This is a genomic window from Enterococcus bulliens (assembly GCF_053761865.1).
Genome location: NZ_JBSMXK010000005.1, coordinates 36107 through 55401 on the forward strand (window position 1 = coordinate 36107; position 19295 = coordinate 55401).

Sequence of the window (19295 nt, forward strand, 5' to 3'; positions counted from 1 at the left end):
AATGACCTTATGTAATTGAGAATGATTTTCAATTGATAATGGAGAAATGGAGGAAATACCATGAACCAAGTATATGATGTGATGATTATCGGTGGAGGCCCTGCCGGTTTATATAGTAGTTTTTATGCCGGATTACGTGATTTATCCGTAGCGTTATTCGAAGCGCAAGATGAATTGGGTGGAAAATTAAGTTTTTATCCAGAAAAAATAGTTTGGGATATCGGTGCATTACCACCGACTAAAGGCAAACAAGTCAGAGCGCAATTGATCGAGCAAGGGTTGACGTTTGAACCGGATGTCTTTTTAGACACGAAAATTATTTCCGTGATTAAAGAAGAAGACCTCTTTAGAGTGACAGATCAATCTGGAAAAGTATATTTTGGAAAAACGATTTTATTTGCGATTGGTGGCGGAATTATTTCGCCACAAAAATTACCTTGTTTTATTCAAAAGCAGATCGGATCTTATATCCATTACGAATTTCCAGATCAACACGCAATTTTTAATAAGTCATTAGTCATTTCTGGTGGTGGCGATGGGGCGGTCGATTACGCTTTAGAAGCAAAAGATTATGATGCCAATGTGACGGTTTGTTATCGTGGTGAAGCATTAAAAGCGCATGAAGCACAGACAAAAAAATTGATCCAAGCCAATATCCCTATCTTAACCAATGTGGTGATCGAATCGGTAGACCCTTATCATAAAGAATCTTTAGTGTTGAACTTGCGCCATACAAAAACCCGTGAGCTCACTCATTTGCCTTGTGATCATGTATTGGTCCAACATGGATATGATCGTGAAGCGGATCTGTTAGATGCACTCGATCTTGCTTTAGCGAGAAAAGACGATTTTTATTTGTTATGTGAGGAACCAACAAAAACGAATATTGCTGGTTTATTTGCAGCGGGTGACATCCATTCGTGTGTAGGAAAAGTCCATCTACTTGCTGGTGCCTTCCAAGATGCGGCTCAAGCTGTAAATCAAATCAAGCTTTACTTAGAACCTGAAAGCGCGTCACAAGCGATGGTATCTTCTCATAATGAAAAATTCCATGATAAAAACCAACAACTTGTAAAAGAAAGTTGGGTAGCAAGTGAGTAAGTCTGTTTTGTCGCATCAATTGCTCAAGCGTGCAGTAGTCTATAGTATCTTAGCGATTGTGTTGATTTTTATTTCAATCGGAATCGCATTAGTCAATGGCCAAGCAGATATTTCACTAGGACAGATATATCAAATCTTAGTGTACAAATTTAGCGGAGGCTTGATTGGCTCAGTGGAACACTTGCCAGCATCTAGTGTCAATATTGTTTGGTTTTTACGAATGCCCCGGATTTTTCTAGCGATCTTAGTTGGGATGGGACTTGCAGTCAGTGGTGTCGTGATGCAAGCCGTCGTTCAAAACCCGCTAGCAGATCCATATATTTTAGGGATTTCTTCTGGTGCTTCATTAGGTGCTACCTTTGCGATCTTGATTGGTTTTGGGACATCGGCCTTTTTTGCACAATTTGGTTTAGCACTAGGCGCTTTTGTGGGCGCTGTATTGGCTACGATCTTAGTATTAATATTAGCTGCAGTTGGTGGTAAAATGACGTCGACTAAATTGGTATTATCAGGGTTGATCATTAGTGCGCTTGGTGGAGCTCTATCCAATCTGATCGTCTATCTAGCTAATAATGCAGAAGGAATCAAAACGGTCACATTTTGGTCGATGGGAAGTCTAGCTTCAGCGAGTTGGACTAAATTGCCCTTAGTTGGTAGTTTGGTCTTAGCATTGACGCTTTACTTTTTTATGCAAGCTCGAATTTTAAATACGATGCTTTTGGGAGATGAAGTGGCCGTAACATTAGGGATACGTTTGACGTTTTACCGTAAGATCTACATGATGTTATCGGCATTACTAACGAGTATCATTGTTGCAAATTCAGGTATGATCGGTTTTGTCGGTCTGATCATCCCCCATATCATTCGTGGTTTTTTTGGTTCAGATCATCGTTTGTTATTGCCATTATCAGCATTTTCTGGTGCCCTATTTATGATTTGGGCAGACCTGTTCGCGCGTTCGATTTTGACTGGTGTAGAGCTTCCGATCGGGATCATTACAGCGATCATTGGAGCACCAGTGTTCATTTATATCATTGTGAAAAAGCAATATCAGTTTGGAGGGTAACGGGTCTTGGAATTAGAAATCGATCAACTAAATGTCACATTAGGACAAAAAAAGATTTTAACGGATATTTCCTTACAAACACAAAAAGGTCAATTTGTGGGTTTGATCGGAGCAAATGGAAGTGGCAAATCTACGTTGCTCAAAACAGTCTATAAAGCCTTAAAACCTGATAGCGGTACGATTGTTTTAAATGGTCTAGATCTAGTGTCGAGTCATGAAAAACAAGTGGCTCAAAACTTGAGCGTGGTCAGCCAGTTTAATGAATTGAGCTTTGATTTAACGGTTGAACAAATCGTATTTATGGGACGAACCCCGTATAAAGGCTTTTTAGAAGGTGAAAATCGTGAAGACGAACAGATCGTTACAAAAGCGCTAGAAAAAACAGGATTAAGTAGTTATCGTCATCGTAGTTTTTTATCGCTTTCAGGTGGGGAAAAACAGCGTGTCGTCATGGCCAGAGCGATTACGCAGCAACCAAACTATCTGATCCTAGATGAACCGACCAATCATTTAGATATTCGCTATCATCTAGAGATCTTAGAAACAGTCAAAGAGTTAGGGATCGGAATACTTGCTGCGCTACATGATCTAGAAGATGCCGCGTATTATTGTGATTATTTATTTGCATTAAAAGAGGGGCAAATCGTAGCACAAGGAACTCCAGAAGAAGTCTTGACCTCTTCTTTAGTCACAGAACTTTATGGAGTAGCGTGTCAAATTTATCGCCACCCAATCACGAATGGATTAGGGTTTTACTATAGTAGAAATGAGGAAATAGTCAATGAATAAAACAGTAGGATTGATCGTGGGTCTAGCCATGGCTACATTTGCGATGAGCGCATGTGGGACTAGTGAAAAAACGACGAGCTCAAGTGAAGCAAGTCAAGGCTATCCCGTAACGATCGACAATTATATCCGTGCAGAAGGCGGAACGGATTGGACGAAAAAAGCAGAAACTTTTGATGAGAAACCTACTCGCGTAGTCGCCAATACCAGACCTGCAGCTGAATTATTGTTACATTTAGGTCTAAAAGATCAAATCGCAGGTGTCGGCGCGACATTTGGTGCGGCAGATACTAGTGTGGAAAAAGAATTTAATGAATTAAAAGATCTAGGAAATAGCTATATCGGTAAAGAAACTGCACTTAGTGTCGATCCTGATTTGATTTATGGTCGAGGAGGTCTATTTGATAATCAAGATTGGGGTGTGGGTACAGTCGATTCTTTAAACGATATGGGAGTAAAAACTTATGTTTTAGAATCTTCGATCACGGGTGCAACATTTGATTCAGTATATCAAGATATTAAAAATACAGGAAAGATTTTTGATAAAGAAGCTGAAGCGAAAACATTTGCAGCCGAGATCAAAACACGTGAGGACGCTGTAAAAGAAAGTGTAAAGGATCAAAAAGTGCAAACATTTGCTTACTTGCATATGAGCGATCCTACTCAAGTCGTGGTCTATAGTGCACACGATGAGCCGTTTTTCAATGATTTGTTTAAAATGGTGAAATTAGATAATGTTTTTAAAGACCAAACCGGTGATGTGAGTGAAGAAACACTGATCGAAACAGATCCTGATGTATTGATCGTTGGCGATTGGTCAACAATTAAAGATAGTGTCAGTGGACAACAAGTCATCGATGCATTATATAAAAATCCCAAATTAGCAAGTATGCAAGCAATAAAAAATAAAAAAGTATACGCCGTAGATTACAATTATTTATTTGGGTATGGCTATCAATCCTTAACAGGGATCGAAGAATTAGTTAAACAAATGAACTAAACAGACAGCGCAAGGATCTGAGCGATTCTTGTGCTTTTTTTTTGAGCCTTTTCTTTTGTCAAATATTAATGGATTGTATACAATGTAAATAATCAAACAAGAAGCAAACTTAAAAGGAGCGTTTAAACTTATGAAAACAAAAGCAGTAGTCATCAACCAATACGGTGGAAAAGATCAATTAGAAGAAGCAAAGGTAACTTTACCTGAACTAGGAGCGAAACAAGTGCTTGTTTCAGTCGATGCAACCTCGATCAACCCAATCGATTGGAAGTTACGTGAAGGATATCTAGCACAAATGTTCCCATGGGATTTTCCGATTATTTTAGGTTGGGACGTTGCCGGAACGATTGAAGAAGTTGGCAGCGACGTAACAGAATGGAAAGTAGGCGACCGTATTTTTGCACGTCCAGATACAACCCGTTTTGGAACGTATGCAGAACATACAATCGTGGATGAGCATCTACTAGCGCCTCTACCAAAAGGAGTAAGTGCCAATGAAGCTGCGGCAGTACCATTAGCTGGTTTGACTGCTTATCAAGCATTATTTGATCACGGTCATGTAACAAAAGGACAAAAAGTATTGATCCATGCCGGTGCTGGTGGTGTCGGAACATATGCGATCCAATTGGCAAAAGCTAAAGGTGCGTATGTTTATACAACAGCAAGCGAAAAAAATCATGAGCTATTAAAATCATTAGGTGCTGATGAAGTCATCGATTACCGTTCAACTGATTTTAGAGATGTAGCTAAAGAAGTCGATATGGTCTTAGATACCATGGGTGGCGACGTTCAAAAAAATAGTATGGACATCTTAAAAGAAGGTGGTTATTTGATCAGTATTTTATCGATCGAAGATGAAGACAAAGCTAAAGAAAAAGGGATCCATGCCAAAGCCGTTTGGTTAGATACCAATGGAAAACAATTAAAAGAACTAGGTGATTTAATGGAAGCAGGAAAACTACGTAGTGTAGTTGGAAAAACTTTCCCATTAACGCGTCAAGGGATTTATGATGCGCATGCATTAAGTGAAACACATCATGCTGTAGGTAAAATCGTTATTGAAAAAGAATAATGTTAGGTAAAGAGTCATCGCTTGGATGACTCTTTTTTGTATGAAAATGAGTAAAAACTTTTTCATTTGTTTTCAAATAGCTTATAATGGACGACATGTACTAAATGAAAACGTAAATTGTAGGTGAAAGTATGTCATTATTAATTGTATTATTTGCAGCATTGATGATTCCCCTTTTGATGGCACGGTTTAACATTACTGCAGTGCCCACAGCGATTGCTGAAATTGTTATCGGGATCATTATTGGAAAGACCGGTCTATCGTTGATCGGCGACAGCGATAGTTTAACGATGTTATCCGGATTAGGTGTGATCATCTTGATTTTCTTATCTGGTATGGAAATCGATTTTGAATTATTCAAGAGTAAAAAAGGAGATCAAAAAGCAGAAGGCTCCCCACTGAAAACCGCGATCTTATCCTTTGTAATGATTGTATTGTTTTCTGGTTTGCTCAGTTGGGGACTAGCTGTGAGCGGATTATTTGATAATATCGTGATTGCGACGATTTTATTTTCCACGATCGCATTGGGTGTCGTGATCGCAGCGTTAAAAGAAAAAGAATTGCTAAGTAAGCCTTACGGACAAACGTTGTTATTGGTAGCAGTATTGGGTGAAGTCATTCCACTACTTGCATTATCTGTATATGCTGCGTTAAATGGGGGCGATGCGAATCAAATTTGGTTGATTTTAATCATCTTTTTAGTAGCAATTGTATTATTGATGCGATTTCGTGGAATTTATCACTTTTTTGAACGAATCAATAAAGCAACGACACAGTTAGATATTCGTCTTGCATTTTTCATCGTCTTTACGCTAGTCACTGTCGCAGAAACAGTGGGTGCTGAAAATATTTTAGGCGCCTTTTTAGCGGGGATCGTGATGAAATTATTGAGTCCAAGTGAAGCAACACAAGAAAAGTTGACTTCGATCGGATATGGCTTTTTCATACCGATCTTCTTTATTATGACCGGTGCGAATCTAGAATTACGTAGCTTATTGTCTGATCCTAATTCGATGGTTTTGATTCCTTTATTATTTGTTGGGTTTATGCTAGCAAAAGCGGGCTTGTTCTTTGTCTTTCGTAAACAGTTTCAGCGTGCGAACGCTTTAGCCAGTGTCTTTTTATCAGCGACGACGATCACGCTTGTGTTGCCAACATTAGAAGTTGCCGTTTCGTTAAATCAAATCACGCATCAACAGGCCGGAGCATTTACGCTAGCCGCTGTGTTGAGCTGTATTTTCTCGCCGATCATTTTTAATAAATTGTATCGACCAGAAATCGAAGAAGTCCAAAATACGATCTTACAAATCGTAGGGTTAAATGTATTGACTATCCCTGTGGCACAACAACTATCTAAAGGCTGGTATGATATTCGCATGGTAACAGATGATGAACAAAACTACCAAACCTTCCACAATGCCTTAGATCATGTGAGTCTACTAGAAGATCTATCTGAAGACACGCTTGCGAAACATCAGGTATTTGATGCTGAAGTATTAGTGTTAGCTTACCGTGACCCAGAGATCAATTATCAAGTTGCTAAAGTGGCGTTGAAATACAATGTTCCAAGGATCATTGTTCGTTTTGAGTCGCATGATCTGGAAAATACACGATACGATAAATTAAAAGCACAAGGTGTGGAATTATTTAATACGTTTGATGTCAATATTAGTTTATTGCGAGAAATGATCGATTCTCCGTCGACTTTAAAAATGTTAAATGATACAGAGTCTGGTTTATATGAAGTGACTGTAAGCAACCGTCGCTACACAGGTATCGCCTTAAAGCATATGCCATTGATTGAAGAAATCACAATCAGTCGGATCTATCGCTATGGTGAATTTATAGCGCCACGAGGGGATACGATCATCGAATATGGGGATCATTTGATCTTTACTGGAAACAAACAGACAGTCGGTGCTTTGAGAAGCAAATTAAGTATACGAAATTAAAAAAAACTTGGGTGAGTAGGGATACTCGCCCAAGTTTTTTTAGGTTTGTTGTTTTTTTAGTACAAAGAAGTTTACGACCATCAATAGACTACAAAATACAAAAATCGCTGGATAATCGAAAAGATTGGCGATCAGAGCACCTATCAACGGTCCAATTACACTACCAATCGATTGGAAACTTTGATTATAAGAAAAAATCAGACTGGTGTTTTCTTTTGCGGTATTTTTGGTTAGTAAACTTTGGATCGATGGGAAAAGCGCCGCATCAGAAATTCCAGTCAAGAAACGTAACAACATCAATTGCGTAACATTTTGTGTGAAACTCGTTAGTAAAAAGGTCACAGCAGCTAGTCCAAAACCAAAAATCAGAACTTTATTCGTTCCGATCCGATCACCTAAACGACCAAATAAAGGAGCAGCGATCATCGTGGAGATTCCAGGCATTGCTGCTACGATCCCAGCAATGAAAGTGACGGATTGATGACCATTTAATAACTCTTTAACATACAGACTTAAAATCGGATTGATCGCCATATTGACGAGTTGTACGCTTAGTGTGGTAATAAATAAAGCCAGAATGATTTTTTGACTGATCACCATTTTTAACGATAGCTTTGGCTTTTCGATGACCACGGTTTCTTCAATTTTTTTAGTGACAGCATCTTCTTTTACAAAAAACAATGTCAATAAAAAGACGAAGAACATGATGATTCCAGTAATGTGAAAAGACAATCGATAGCCAAAGAGACTTGCAAGTGTTCCACCGATCAGTGGTCCTAGAAGTGTTCCAGCAGTTGCACCGGTAACTAAAATACTTAAAGCTTGTCCAGATTTTTCACGCGGTGCTTGGACAGCAATTAAAGCATTTGAATTAGAAGTAAATCCACCAAAAGCACCTTGGAGAGCTCTAAGTAAGAGCAATTGCCAAACGTTTGTGACAAATCCCATACTAAAGAAGACGATCGCCATACCTAATGCAGAACGTAGCAACATCAGTTTTCGTCCTTTTTTATCAGCTAATCGTCCCCAAAATGGTGAAACGATCGCCATAACTAAAAAGGCTGCAGCAAAAACTAAGCTACTATAAAACGACAATTGCGCCTGGCTGAAATTTCCAAGTTCATCGATATACAGGGAGAGAAAGGGCATGATCTCACTCATCCCGATACCGGTCATAAAGACTCCGAACCACAAAACGAGTAGATTTTTCTGCCACATAGACAGATGTTTGAGTCGATACAAAAAGATTCCTCCTCGAATCTAGGATACCTCTATCTTAACGCAAATTATGAAAAAATTCCTGAAAACTGTTTTTGATTTTTCTTTCAATTATGCAAGAAGTAACTGTTCTAATTCAACAAGTGAACGGACAGTATACGTAGGTAAAATCGCACCAGTGTGTTGCGGCGTAGGACAGATCCAGATGCTGTCGATCAGAGCTTGTTGGGCACCTAAAATATCTGAGCGCAAGGAATCTCCGATCATCAAAAAATCATCACGCATCAAATCTGGATAAAGTGCAAAGATATGTTGAAAAAAATCGGGACTAGGTTTTGCTACACCGATTTCATCAGAGATTACGATGTGTTCAAAGTAAGCAGTCAATCCGGTCAGCTCTAACCGATTGTACTGAGTCGCTGTTTTTCCATTGGTTCCTGCAACTAAGCGATAGCCGTTTTCGACCAAGCGTTTGACAAGTGTTTTCGCCCCAGGGATCAAGGCATCGTTTTGATCGAGTTGTTGGCGATAAAATTGTTCGGCTTGTATGCCGTCTGTTTTTTGATCAAAGTAAGCGAAAGTATCGGAAAAACGTCGATCCAATAGGGGTTGAGGAGTCATTCCTTGTTCGATTTTTTTCCAGGTCAATTGATTGATTTCTTGATACTGAGTAAACCAAGTTTCATAATCGAGTGCTGCTGTTTTAAAATGATCAAATACCCGTTTTAATCCGATTGCTTCTCCTGTTTTAAAATCTAAAAGTGTATCGTCCAAATCAAAAATCAAAATCTGTTTGTTCATGTTGCTTCTTCCTTTCTAGAATAGATCATTTGGGAAACTTTATTTAGTGTAAACGAAGTTATTCTTGATTACTATGCACTATAGCATAATAATCTTTATTTTGTTTAAGGATAGATTAAATTTGTTTATTCTATTTTTGTTTTGAAAGCGTTATGATTCTTTGTGAGAGGAGATGACAATATGAAAAAGAAAAAAAAGGCTGGCTTTTGGCAAAACATGTGGCACTATAAAGCATTGCTTCTAATGGCCCTGCCAGGATTCGTCTGGTTTATCTTTTTCTTCTACATTCCAGTATTTGCCAATATCGTGGCATTTAAAGATTTTCGGATTTCACCAAATGGATTTATCGACAGTCTAAGGCATAGTGATTGGGTCGGTTTTGAGAATTTTAAATTTTTATTCTCATCTTCTGATGCTTGGTTGATCACACGAAATACGATTTTATATAATATTGTATTTTTAGCATTTAACCTTTACTAGAAGTAACAGCAGTGAAAAGACGCAGAAACGATCAAGCGTTGATTGTACGAGGGTATAATTTGAGTGATCAAGCCGTTGCGTATACGATTGAAACACAAACGACTAAATTGGAGCAATCACTGAATGTGCTAGAACAACCAATTGAGTGCAGTCCATTATTACAACCGTATCAAATCATTACCAAAACGGATCACAGCGTATGCGACGAGGAGTAGTCTTGGATTGTGCACGTAAATGGTATACACCCGACTTTATCTTTTCTTTGCTAGAACTAATGGGACAAACAAAGTGTACGCATTTACAACTTCATTTTTCAGATAATGAAGGGTATCGCATCGAAAGTAATGTATGTAAAAAATTAGTTTCTGCTAAACACTATACCAAACACGAGATTCAGCAGTTTCAAGAATTTGCACGCGCGCGAAAAATCACGATCATTCCAGAATTTGATAGTCCGGGCCATTTGCGACACTTTTTGACTGTCTACCCGCAATACCGTTTAAGTGAAGAGACTACATCCATGATTCCGTTAGCACATGCAGCTGACGTGACGCATCCGGATTTTGTAGAACATGTCAAAAAGTTGTTAACTGAAATTATGGAATTATTTGATGCCAGTCCGATCGTTCATCTTGGTGGAGACGAAGTCGTCGATTGGACGAACTTGGCATCACTTCCATCTACAATACAAGAAAAAGTATCCAACAAAAGACAAGTCGACTATTTGAATACGTTGGCTCGATTTGTAGAAAAACAGGGGAAGGTAGCTCGTATTTGGAACGATGGTTGTTACCGCGAGGATACCGACTGTTTATTAAAGCCATCGATCGAAATTGCTTATTGGACTCGTTGGCAAGCTGAGATGGCGCCGGTCGAAACATTTTTAGATAAAGGGCACCGGGTGTTCAATTATAACGATAATGCATTGTACTTCGTATTAGGTGAGGCTGCTGGATATAACTATCCAACGATTGAACGGCTACAAGCATTTACACCGCAAACTTTTGCTCAAAATCAAAAGCTGACCACGTCACCTGCTGGAGTCTATTTTTCAATCTGGGGCGATCGGCCAGAAGCCTTGACACAAGAACAAGTTTTACAACAGATTACACCGTTACTTCACGAATTAGCAAAAAAATAAAACGACTGTTTGAAAAGTTTGGATACTTTTCGAACAGTCATTTTTTACTTTTAAGATTATTGGACTTCGATCTTTAGATAACCACGTTTTGCTGAACCCATACGTACCATTACAAAATACAGACCATACGTGATGATTGCAGGAAGGAGAATACCTACTATTAAATAGATCACAAATGAACGAGGATCTGTTGCCCATAGATTTAATGGAGCAATCAATGAATTTAACCCTAGACCTGCTAGTTCAAAACTAGTTTGGAATTGAAAGCCTACAGTAGCGATTGGTGCACAGATGATCGCTGCGACGAATGGTGGAATCACCATTTGAGGATGTAGGGTCAAGTTAGCAAATTGAACTTTTGGTGTGATCAACCCTTGTGCGATGTTTGCGCCGATTTTGTTTTCTTGGAAACTCATCACCGTAAAGCCGACAAACTGACACGTACATCCAATCAAAGCAGCTGCAGAAGATACCGGATCAAGTTGTAACGCGATAGCTAGTGCAGCAGAAGAAGCAGGGGTCATCAAAAGAATGCTCCAAGCTAAAGCTACGGCCATTGACCCAAATACAGGTGAGTAATTAACGGTACTGGCAATCATTTGGCTTAATTCTAATAAAAGCGGAGTCGTGATGTAAGCCAGTAACACACCGCTGACACCACCGACAAGCAAACTACCAAATGGGACTAAAATCATATCCAACGGTGTTTTTCCAGTCAACCATTTTCCGACAAGCGCTGCAATCAATCCAGCTAATACCGCGCTGATTGGTTGACCCGTCGTAAAGATTCCACCACCGGCAGCTTGAGCCACCGCATGACCTGTGATCGTGATACTTTCAATGGTTCCTTGTGTGAAAAAGACAGAGTTCGCGCCGACTGTTGATGCAATCATCGAGCTAAAGACAACTAATGTATTGGTACCTAATTGATAGGCGATTCCAGCACCAAATGCAGGAGCTAATAATAATTTTGCTAGTGTACCAATCTGCGTAATCTCAGTAATCCCGGTGAATTTTCCAATCGTTTCAAATAATAACCCAATTCCTAAGGTTACTAACACCGCATTTGAGATTCCTGCTGAGACTTTGTAAACATGATCTTTGACGATTTCTTTTTTCGTCATCTTTTTGGTTGCACTAGCTTCCATATTAAATCCTCCTAAGATTCTGTAGATTCTAAATTTTCAGACAATTAAATTTGAATTGATTCTATCGTAAAAAAATGAAAGTTTCAACCATTTTTTCCAAAAAAAATTAAATTTTTTTTAAGTTGACAAAAGATAAAAATGAATACAATAAAAAACTCCTATTGCATCAAGCAAAGGGAGATACTGTCTTTATAGCGTGGCAATGATTTTTCGATCATGATCACTTAGTTCAAAATCAAATAACTCAAGATTTTGTTTTTGGCGACCATGGTGATGTGATTTTGGAATCACGACGACGTGCTGATCTAGCTGATAGCGTAAAATCACTTGAGCCCATGTTTTACCATAATAATCACCGATAGTGGATAAAGCATGTTTTGCTTCATCGCTAACACGTGTCAATGGTCCCCAAGCTTCCGGGATCACATCGTGTTCGTGACAAAAATCGATCCATGACTGGTTCCATTTTCCAGGATGTGATTCGATTTGGTTCACAGCAGGTTTGATATGACTGTGTGCAATCAGATCAGTTAGTTGCTCTGGTGAGAAGTTGGATACACCGATCGCTTTTAAAGTTCCTTGGTCGACATACGATTCAAGCACTTGCCACATCATTTGGATCTGCTTGCTATCTTCCCAAGGGTGATGAATCAAATACAGGTCGATATAGTCAGTGTCCAAGGCTGAAAGGCTTTGTTTGACACCTTGATGTACAGCTTGTTCGTCTTGATAGTATTGTGCTTCACCCGGAATTTTAGAGGTAATAAAAAAATCTTCTCGAGGTAAACCAGATTCTTTGAGTGCTTGGCCAACGACTGTTTCATTACGATACATGATCGCAGTATCAAAATGGCGGTACCCGAGGTTGATCGCGTCTAAAATTTCACTAGTATCATCATTGATATCGCCCATATATTGATGATCGACTTTACCAAAAGTGTTCGTCCCACTTCCGATAACCGGAATAAGAATGCCTGTGTTTAATGTAAAATAGTCCATTTGATTCCCTCCTTTGATTAGTTCTAGTGTAGCAAAAAAAGACAAAACAAAGGAGAAATTTGTTTATTATGAAATGCTATTTCTTTTATTTAAAAAATATTATGAAATATCGTTGTAAAAGAAAGATGCATATGCTATACTAAACCCAACAATAAATGAGGGCCAAACAACAAAATAAGCTTCTTTTGTTGTTTGCATCATTTTAAAAAATGATAACGTTATCTTAAAGGAGGGAAGACGATGTTAGCAATCGGCTTGATGTCTGGTACGAGCCTAGATGGTATAGATGCCGTTTTAGTGGAACTTGAAGAAGATCCGTTTCGTGTCAAAGAACTCGCATTTTTTACACAAACATTTTCTAAAGAGACTAAAAGTCGTATCAAGCAAGCTTGCGATCCAAAAGTCTCAACGACGCCTTTGATTAGTTCACTTAATATGGAATTAGGTGATTTAAGTTTAAAAGCTTGTCAAAGTGTGTTGAAACTAGCAAATCGTTCCGAACGAGATCTAGATTTTGTTGCAAGTCATGGACAAACGATTTGGCATGATCCGATGGCTAAGACTGGAGCATATAGTAGCACGTTTCAAATTGGAGAATCTGCGATGATTGCGTACGGTTTAAAGACACAAGTTATCGATAATTTTCGAGTGATGGATCTCGCAGCAGGAGGAGAAGGAGCTCCTTTGGTTCCATATGCAGAGTATTTACTTTATCGTTCTGAAAACTATACACGATTGCTGCAAAATATTGGTGGTATCGGCAATGTCACGGTATTGCCTAAACATCAAACAGTAGAAGACGTGATCGCCTTTGATACTGGGCCTGGCAATATGGTAGTTGATGCATTAATGGAACATTTTTATCAGGTTCCCTATGATGTCGATGGGAATGTTGCGCGAAGTGGTAAAGCGATCCCAGAATTATCCCAACGGTTACAACAGCACCCGTACTTAGCGATGCAGCCCCCTAAATCAACAGGAAGAGAGCAATTTGGCGCGGAATTTGTTAAAACTTTACTCGCTACTTATGGTGAGTATCCACCAGAAGATTTGATCTATACATTAACTGATTTTACAGCTTATAGTATTACGCTTCATTACCAACGATTTGTTTTTCCAAAGTACCCTAAAGAAGAAATTGAAATTATTTTAGCTGGTGGTGGAACGCATAATACGTTCTTGCGCGAACGACTTCAACATTATCTCATCGATTGTTCGATCAAAACACAAGAGGAACTTGGGTATTCCAGTGACTCAAAAGAAGCTGTAGCATTTGCTTTATTAGGTTATGCGACCTTAACGGGACAACCAAGTAATTTTTGTTCAGTGACAGGTGCCAAAAGACCAGTGATTTTAGGAAAAGTTACACCTTGCCCTTATAACTAGAAAGAGAGGATACTATTATGTTAGACAAGTTTACTGCTTTTGTAGAACAACACTTGGCTGGACCGATGGAAAAACTAGCCAATCAACGTCATCTACGCGCTTTACGTGATGGAATCATTGCGACTTTACCGTTGATCATCGTATCATCATTCTTTATGATCATTGCTTTTCCACCGTTACCGCAAAGTTGGGGAATCACGCAATTTCTGTCCAATAATGCAGCGACGATCTTATTGCCTTATCGAATGACGATGTACGTGATGAGTTTGTATGCAGCGTTTGGGATTGGTCATAGTTTAGCAAAATCGTATAAGCTAGATGGATTATCTGGTGGGATTTTAGCGACAACGGCCTTTTTACTAACCTTTACTCCAGTCAATATTCCAGCTGAAGCACAAGATGCAGCCGGTGTTACAGGATTTGTATTGCCAATGGCTAACTTAGGTGGTGGCGGAATGTTTGTGGCGATCATCACTTCGATTATCGCAGTGGAGATTTATCGTTTTACAGACAAATCAAAATTCAAGATCACCATGCCCGACCAAGTACCACCTGCTGTGGCACGTTCATTTGAAGCTCTAACTCCAACGTTGATCATTATTTTGGGTATGGGGACAATCACATACTTCTTAGGATTTGATTGGCATACATTAGTGTCAACGATCGTGAGTCCATTAGTAAAAGCTGCCGATTCATTACCAAGTGTGATCTTTATTGTATTCTTGACGACTTTCTTCTGGTCATTCGGGATCCATGGTGCTTCTATCGTAGGTTCACTAGCTCGACCATTATGGTTGCAACTACTTGAAGGAAATACCACTGCTGTAGCCAATGGAACAGCTTTACCACATATTGCAGCAGAGCCGTTTTACCAATGGTTCATCTGGATCGGTGGTGCAGGTTCTACGATTGGATTAGCTATCTTACTTGCTTTTAGAACGAAATCAAAATATGGCTCGACTTTAGGAAAAACAGCATTGATCCCAGCGATTTTCAATATCAATGAACCATTGATTTTTGGAACACCGATCGTGTTAAACCCAATCTTGATCCCGCCATTTATTATTGCACCGATCGTAAATGGAATCATCGCTTGGACGGTGACGTCATTAGGATTAGTAAATGAAGTTAGTGTCAATGCACCGTGGACGCTACCTGGACCAATTGGCGCGTTTTTAGCTACCGGTGGTGACTGGCGCGCGATCGTCTTAAACGTCTTATTGATTATTTTATCGATCATCATCTACTATCCGTTTGTAGCGATCTATGATAAAAATGAATTGGATAAAGAAAAAGAAATGGCGACAACGCAAGCTTAATATGAAAACCAAAAAGCCAAGAAAGTTTCTTTCTTGGCTTTTAGAAATAGGTGATCTGATGAATTATGTTATTGGAATCGATAGCGGAGGAACAGCGACTAAAGTCAGAGTCTACAGAAAAGATCGAACATGTTGTTTAGAATTTCAAGTTGGACCTGGCAATTGCTTGCTTTTTAAAGAACAAACAGTCAATGAACTCATCCAAGCACTTGAGCAAGTCAAACAGCAACTTGGTGATGCGTGTGATGGTATCGTGATTGGTTTAGCTGGACTCAGTGCAGCAGGAAATCAAAGCGAACTTGCTGCACAGCTAAAAGAGAAGATGCCCTATTCTGCAACAACGCCGATCGAATTGTATAACGATGCGCAATTAGCTTATATCGCAAAAATCGGTCGAACTTCAGGTCTATTAGTGATTGCAGGAACGGGTTCAGTTGCAGTTGGGTACAAGCAACAATGGAGTAAAATCGGTGGTTGGGGACCGATCTTAGGTGACAAGGGAAGTGGTTACGATTTAGCGGTGGGTCTTTACCGTGAATTGACAAATACGATCGATACAAATCAGCCCTTGAATGAGTGGCAACAAGCATTTTTAGACTGGTTGAATGTATCGTGTGCTGAAGATGCCATCCGCATGTTCTATCAAAGCGAACGTAAAGAGATTGCGAAAGCGGCGCAATTCATCGGAGAACATCAAGAGCAATTTTCGTATTGTCGGTCAGTATTGATTCAAGCGGGCAAAGAGCTTAGTCACTTGATCAATCGATGGGGAGCACAGAATTGGCAATTACAACAGCCACTGCCCTGTGCTTTTAATGGAAGTGTGATCGAAAAAAATCCACTGGTCCAAGAAACGATCATGAAATACAGTCATTACGTACTACAGACAACTAAAGATTATCCAAGTACATTCGCAGCTTGGCGCTTATTTTATAACGAGAAGGAGCAAACACAATGAAACGAGAAATTGGAATTTCGATCTATCCAGATCATAGCGATCCTAAAAAAGATCAAGAATATTTAACACTAGCCGCATCATTAGGGTATAAACGCTTGTTCATGAGTATGTTAGAAGTCACTGAAGGAAAAGAAAAAGTCCAACAAAAATTTTCTGAGATTATTTATTTCGCGAAGCAATTAGGGTTTGAGACGATCCTAGATGTTTCACCACGTATTTTCAATGAACTAAATATTTCTTATGATGATCTAACCTTTTTTCATGAATTAGGTGCAGATGGGATTCGCCTGGATCAAGGATTCGATGGCAATAAAGAATCGTTGATCAGTTATAATCATTATCAACTTGCAATCGAGTTGAATATGAGTAACGATGTGGCCTATCTTGAAAACATTGTTTCTTACCAGCCGAATCTTCCATTTTTATATGGCTGTCACAATTTTTATCCACAAGAAGGAACCGCATTGGAATTTGATTTCTTTATGAAATGTAGTGAACGCTTTAAGAAATTTGGATTAAAAACAGCTGCATTTGTGACTAGCCAAACAGCAACAATGGGACCATGGGAAGTATCAGATGGCTTACCGACACTAGAGTTATGCCGTCATTTGCCGATGGAATTACAAGCTCGCATTTTATTTGCGACCAATGTTATCGATACCGTGATCATTGGAAATGCTTATGCAAGCGAAGAAGAACTACGTGAGATGGCGGCTATCGATCGTTATAAACTTACGATCGGTGTCGTGGCTACACATAATTGGAATGAATTAGAAACAAAAATAGTAGAAGATATGAATCATTATCGTAGAGGGGATAGCAATGCTTTGGTCGTTCGTTCGACGCAAGTACGTGTGATGTATAAACAAGAAGACAATCCACCACAAGATAATACCCATCTATTTGAACGTGGTGCGATCTTGATTGGCAATGATACGTTTGGTCAATACAAGAATGAATTGCAAATCGCGTTGACTCCTCATGAAGATACCCGTAAAAATCAAGTAGCCTATATTCCAAAAGAAGAGCAAATATTGCTTGATTTTATGAAACCATGGACGAAATTTTGCTTGATGCCAAAAAAAGAGGTTGTGACAAAAGTGGGCAGCTCTAAGAAATAAGCCACATCATTACCGATAATAGATTCATCTATTTCGGTAATGATGTGGCTTGTTTTTCGAAGGAACTACTGTTGGAACACCGTTTATTCGACTTTTGGAGAGTGTGACAAACTTCTGTCACACTCTCTTTTTTAATGCGATTGGTTAAAGTCAGTAATCAATTGACGACTCGTAGCGATCGCTTCTTGATAATGAGTATATTGACTGATAAATAAATAAAACAATGTATCGATAACTAAAAATTGGGATAAAAGGGAAGTCGTAGCTGCACTTCGATTGATCGACTCAGTTGGGCGTGCAGTTTGCAAGCTTACTGTTGCAAAATCAGCAAGTGGATTTGGGCCAAATTGAGTTAACGTAATCATTGGAATACGAGCATTTTGTGCCGCTTGCGCTAGATAAAGCAATTCAGGAGTTTTACCGGAATTGGAAACCAAAATTAAAACAGCTTTTTGCTTACAATTGATCAACTGTGGCAAAAGGATGTGAAGATCGTGTTCTTGTCGCACGACTTTCCCAATTCGTGACCATTTGTGGACGATATCTTGTGCACTAAGCGCTGAGGCCCCCACACCAAAAGAAAAAATGACTTGCGCATGTTCGAGTAAAGTAATGGCTTTAGAAAATGCCGATTCATCTAATAAATTAGTGGTTTCACTTAAACTTACTTGGGCGTTGGCACTGATTTTTTCTTTGATAGAATAAAAAGAATCAGTCGGATCGACATCATTATAATTATTGGTTTGTAATTTATTGGTTTGCAATTCAGTAGATAGTTGGATTTTAAAGTCAGTTAGGCTATCGTAACCGATTTTTTTTGAAAAACGCACCACAGTTGGTGCACTCACACCAGAAGCATCGGCAATTTCTTTAGCTGTCATTTTGACAACTTGATCAGGATGTGATAAAACAAAGTCATAAATTTTCTCTTCTGAAGTTGAAAGAGTCTTTTGGAAACTCTCCATTCTAAGAAATACACTCATAAGTATTCTCCATTCTAAGCATTATTCTTATTATAACATAGCGTAAAATCTAAAGATAATCTGATAAATAAATTTAACTGGTTATTTAAATGAAGTTAAATAACATGTGATTGATTATTAAAACACAAAATATGTCTAAAAATTTCGTAACTAGAAAGAAAAATGAAAGTTTAAATATGGTAAAAGTTTGATAGCAGTAGGTTGTGAATTTATATAAAAAATACTCAAAAATTATAGAACTTTTTTCACAAATATAGAAATTTTTTGAGTTGATTACATGTAATTACATGTAAAATAACGGATGTTTTCATTTTTTTTCATAACCTAAAAAAACGAAAAAGATTGATGAAAAGATAATGGAACCGATTAACTTAATTGTTATAGAAAAGAAAAGGTTGCACTATAGTAGAAAGTGTGATACATTGAATAAGTAATACTTCGATATGTGAAAATTTGTTTATCGTATTTAATGATATGCACTTCGATTTACACGTCTGTCGTCATTACAAATTTAATACACATAGGTGTAATTTTTGGAGGAAATATTCATGAATAACGGTACAGTAAAATGGTTTAACGCAGACAAAGGTTTCGGTTTCATCACTGCTGAAGATGGCAACGATGTATTTGCACACTTCTCAGCAATCCAAGGCGAAGGTTTCAAAACTTTAGAAGAAGGTCAAGCAGTGACTTTTGATATCGAAGAAGGCCAACGTGGACCTCAAGCTACAAACATCGTAAAAGCTTAATTTAATTAAACCTTT

Annotated in this window: 18 protein-coding genes and 1 pseudogene; 14 read left to right on the forward strand and 5 right to left on the reverse strand. The window is 38.6% G+C overall.

Features of this window, described 5'->3' with window-relative positions:
• The first annotated feature begins 60 nt into the window (after positions 1-60).
• From ACWOEC_RS03925 to ACWOEC_RS03950, 6 genes are all read left to right on the forward strand, one after another.
• Complete coding sequence (locus ACWOEC_RS03925; protein WP_455306084.1) at positions 61-1101, forward strand: NAD(P)/FAD-dependent oxidoreductase; 1041 nt, start codon at positions 61-63, stop codon at positions 1099-1101.
• A gap of 7 nt (positions 1102-1108) precedes the next feature.
• Entirely contained in the window at positions 1109-2167 is a 1059-nt protein-coding gene (locus tag ACWOEC_RS03930; protein ID WP_455306246.1) for a FecCD family ABC transporter permease, read from the forward strand.
• Between the two features lie 6 nt (positions 2168-2173).
• On the forward strand, positions 2174-2956 hold the full coding sequence (locus ACWOEC_RS03935) for an ABC transporter ATP-binding protein (protein WP_297076545.1): 783 nt from the start codon (positions 2174-2176) through the stop codon (positions 2954-2956).
• Positions 2949-3953 carry an ABC transporter substrate-binding protein gene (locus tag ACWOEC_RS03940; protein WP_455306086.1) on the forward strand — a complete coding sequence of 335 codons (1005 nt, stop codon included), beginning with the start codon at positions 2949-2951 and terminating at the stop codon, positions 3951-3953. The genes ACWOEC_RS03935 and ACWOEC_RS03940 overlap by 8 nt, the downstream gene beginning before the upstream one ends.
• A gap of 130 nt (positions 3954-4083) precedes the next feature.
• Positions 4084-5025 carry an NADP-dependent oxidoreductase gene (locus ACWOEC_RS03945; protein WP_455306088.1) on the forward strand — a complete coding sequence of 314 codons (942 nt, stop codon included), beginning with the start codon at positions 4084-4086 and terminating at the stop codon, positions 5023-5025.
• Positions 5026-5156: 131 nt separating this feature from the next.
• On the forward strand, positions 5157-6977 hold the full coding sequence (locus tag ACWOEC_RS03950) for a monovalent cation:proton antiporter family protein (protein ID WP_455306090.1): 1821 nt from the start codon (positions 5157-5159) through the stop codon (positions 6975-6977).
• Between the two features lie 39 nt (positions 6978-7016).
• On the opposite strand, the gene ACWOEC_RS03955 is transcribed toward ACWOEC_RS03950, so the two are convergent.
• Together ACWOEC_RS03955 and ACWOEC_RS03960 are read right to left on the reverse strand one after the other, a co-directional pair.
• Positions 7017-8219 (reverse strand): MFS transporter, encoded by a 1203-nt coding sequence (locus ACWOEC_RS03955; protein ID WP_455306092.1) that lies wholly within the window; start codon positions 8217-8219, stop codon positions 7017-7019.
• Between the two features lie 87 nt (positions 8220-8306).
• Positions 8307-8996 carry a YjjG family noncanonical pyrimidine nucleotidase gene (locus tag ACWOEC_RS03960; RefSeq protein ID WP_455306094.1) on the reverse strand — a complete coding sequence of 230 codons (690 nt, stop codon included), beginning with the start codon at positions 8994-8996 and terminating at the stop codon, positions 8307-8309.
• Between the two features lie 180 nt (positions 8997-9176).
• On the opposite strand from ACWOEC_RS03960, the pseudogene ACWOEC_RS03965 reads away from it, so the two are divergent.
• The 3 genes and pseudogenes from ACWOEC_RS03965 to ACWOEC_RS03975 form a co-directional block, all read left to right on the forward strand.
• A pseudogene (locus ACWOEC_RS03965) lies at positions 9177-9473 on the forward strand (sugar ABC transporter permease); the annotation flags it as partial.
• A 14-nt stretch (positions 9474-9487) separates the two neighbouring features.
• Positions 9488-9691: a glycosyl hydrolase-related protein gene (locus ACWOEC_RS03970; RefSeq protein WP_455306096.1), complete on the forward strand. Its 204-nt coding sequence runs from the start codon at positions 9488-9490 to the stop codon at positions 9689-9691.
• Complete coding sequence (locus ACWOEC_RS03975; protein WP_455306098.1) at positions 9676-10617, forward strand: family 20 glycosylhydrolase; 942 nt, start codon at positions 9676-9678, stop codon at positions 10615-10617. The genes ACWOEC_RS03970 and ACWOEC_RS03975 overlap by 16 nt, the downstream gene beginning before the upstream one ends.
• 56 nt (positions 10618-10673) lie before the next feature.
• On the opposite strand, the gene ACWOEC_RS03980 is transcribed toward ACWOEC_RS03975, so the two are convergent.
• On the reverse strand, positions 10674-11765 hold the full coding sequence (locus tag ACWOEC_RS03980) for a PTS transporter subunit IIC (RefSeq protein ID WP_455306100.1): 1092 nt from the start codon (positions 11763-11765) through the stop codon (positions 10674-10676).
• A 189-nt stretch (positions 11766-11954) separates the two neighbouring features.
• Complete coding sequence (locus ACWOEC_RS03985) at positions 11955-12764, reverse strand: aldo/keto reductase family protein (protein WP_455306102.1); 810 nt, start codon at positions 12762-12764, stop codon at positions 11955-11957.
• Positions 12765-13004: 240 nt separating this feature from the next.
• Between ACWOEC_RS03985 and anmK the strand changes: the two genes are divergently transcribed.
• From anmK to ACWOEC_RS04005, 4 genes are read left to right on the forward strand one after another with little or no spacing between them, the layout of a single operon-like run.
• Entirely contained in the window at positions 13005-14150 is a 1146-nt protein-coding gene (anmK, locus tag ACWOEC_RS03990) for an anhydro-N-acetylmuramic acid kinase AnmK (RefSeq protein WP_455306104.1), read from the forward strand.
• A 17-nt stretch (positions 14151-14167) separates the two neighbouring features.
• Positions 14168-15469 (forward strand): PTS sugar transporter subunit IIC, encoded by a 1302-nt coding sequence (locus ACWOEC_RS03995; protein WP_297077197.1) that lies wholly within the window; start codon positions 14168-14170, stop codon positions 15467-15469.
• A 58-nt stretch (positions 15470-15527) separates the two neighbouring features.
• Positions 15528-16427, forward strand: coding sequence for an N-acetylglucosamine kinase (locus tag ACWOEC_RS04000; RefSeq protein WP_455306106.1), 900 nt, complete (start codon positions 15528-15530; stop codon positions 16425-16427).
• Complete coding sequence (locus tag ACWOEC_RS04005) at positions 16424-17548, forward strand: DUF871 domain-containing protein (protein WP_455306108.1); 1125 nt, start codon at positions 16424-16426, stop codon at positions 17546-17548. The genes ACWOEC_RS04000 and ACWOEC_RS04005 overlap by 4 nt, the downstream gene beginning before the upstream one ends.
• Positions 17549-17679: 131 nt before the next feature.
• Here ACWOEC_RS04005 and ACWOEC_RS04010 read toward each other — a convergent pair whose 3' ends face one another.
• Positions 17680-18531 (reverse strand): MurR/RpiR family transcriptional regulator, encoded by an 852-nt coding sequence (locus tag ACWOEC_RS04010; RefSeq protein ID WP_455306110.1) that lies wholly within the window; start codon positions 18529-18531, stop codon positions 17680-17682.
• A gap of 548 nt (positions 18532-19079) precedes the next feature.
• On the opposite strand from ACWOEC_RS04010, the gene ACWOEC_RS04015 reads away from it, so the two are divergent.
• Positions 19080-19280, forward strand: coding sequence for a cold-shock protein (locus ACWOEC_RS04015; RefSeq protein ID WP_016184805.1), 201 nt, complete (start codon positions 19080-19082; stop codon positions 19278-19280).
• The last annotated feature ends 15 nt before the right edge of the window (positions 19281-19295 follow it).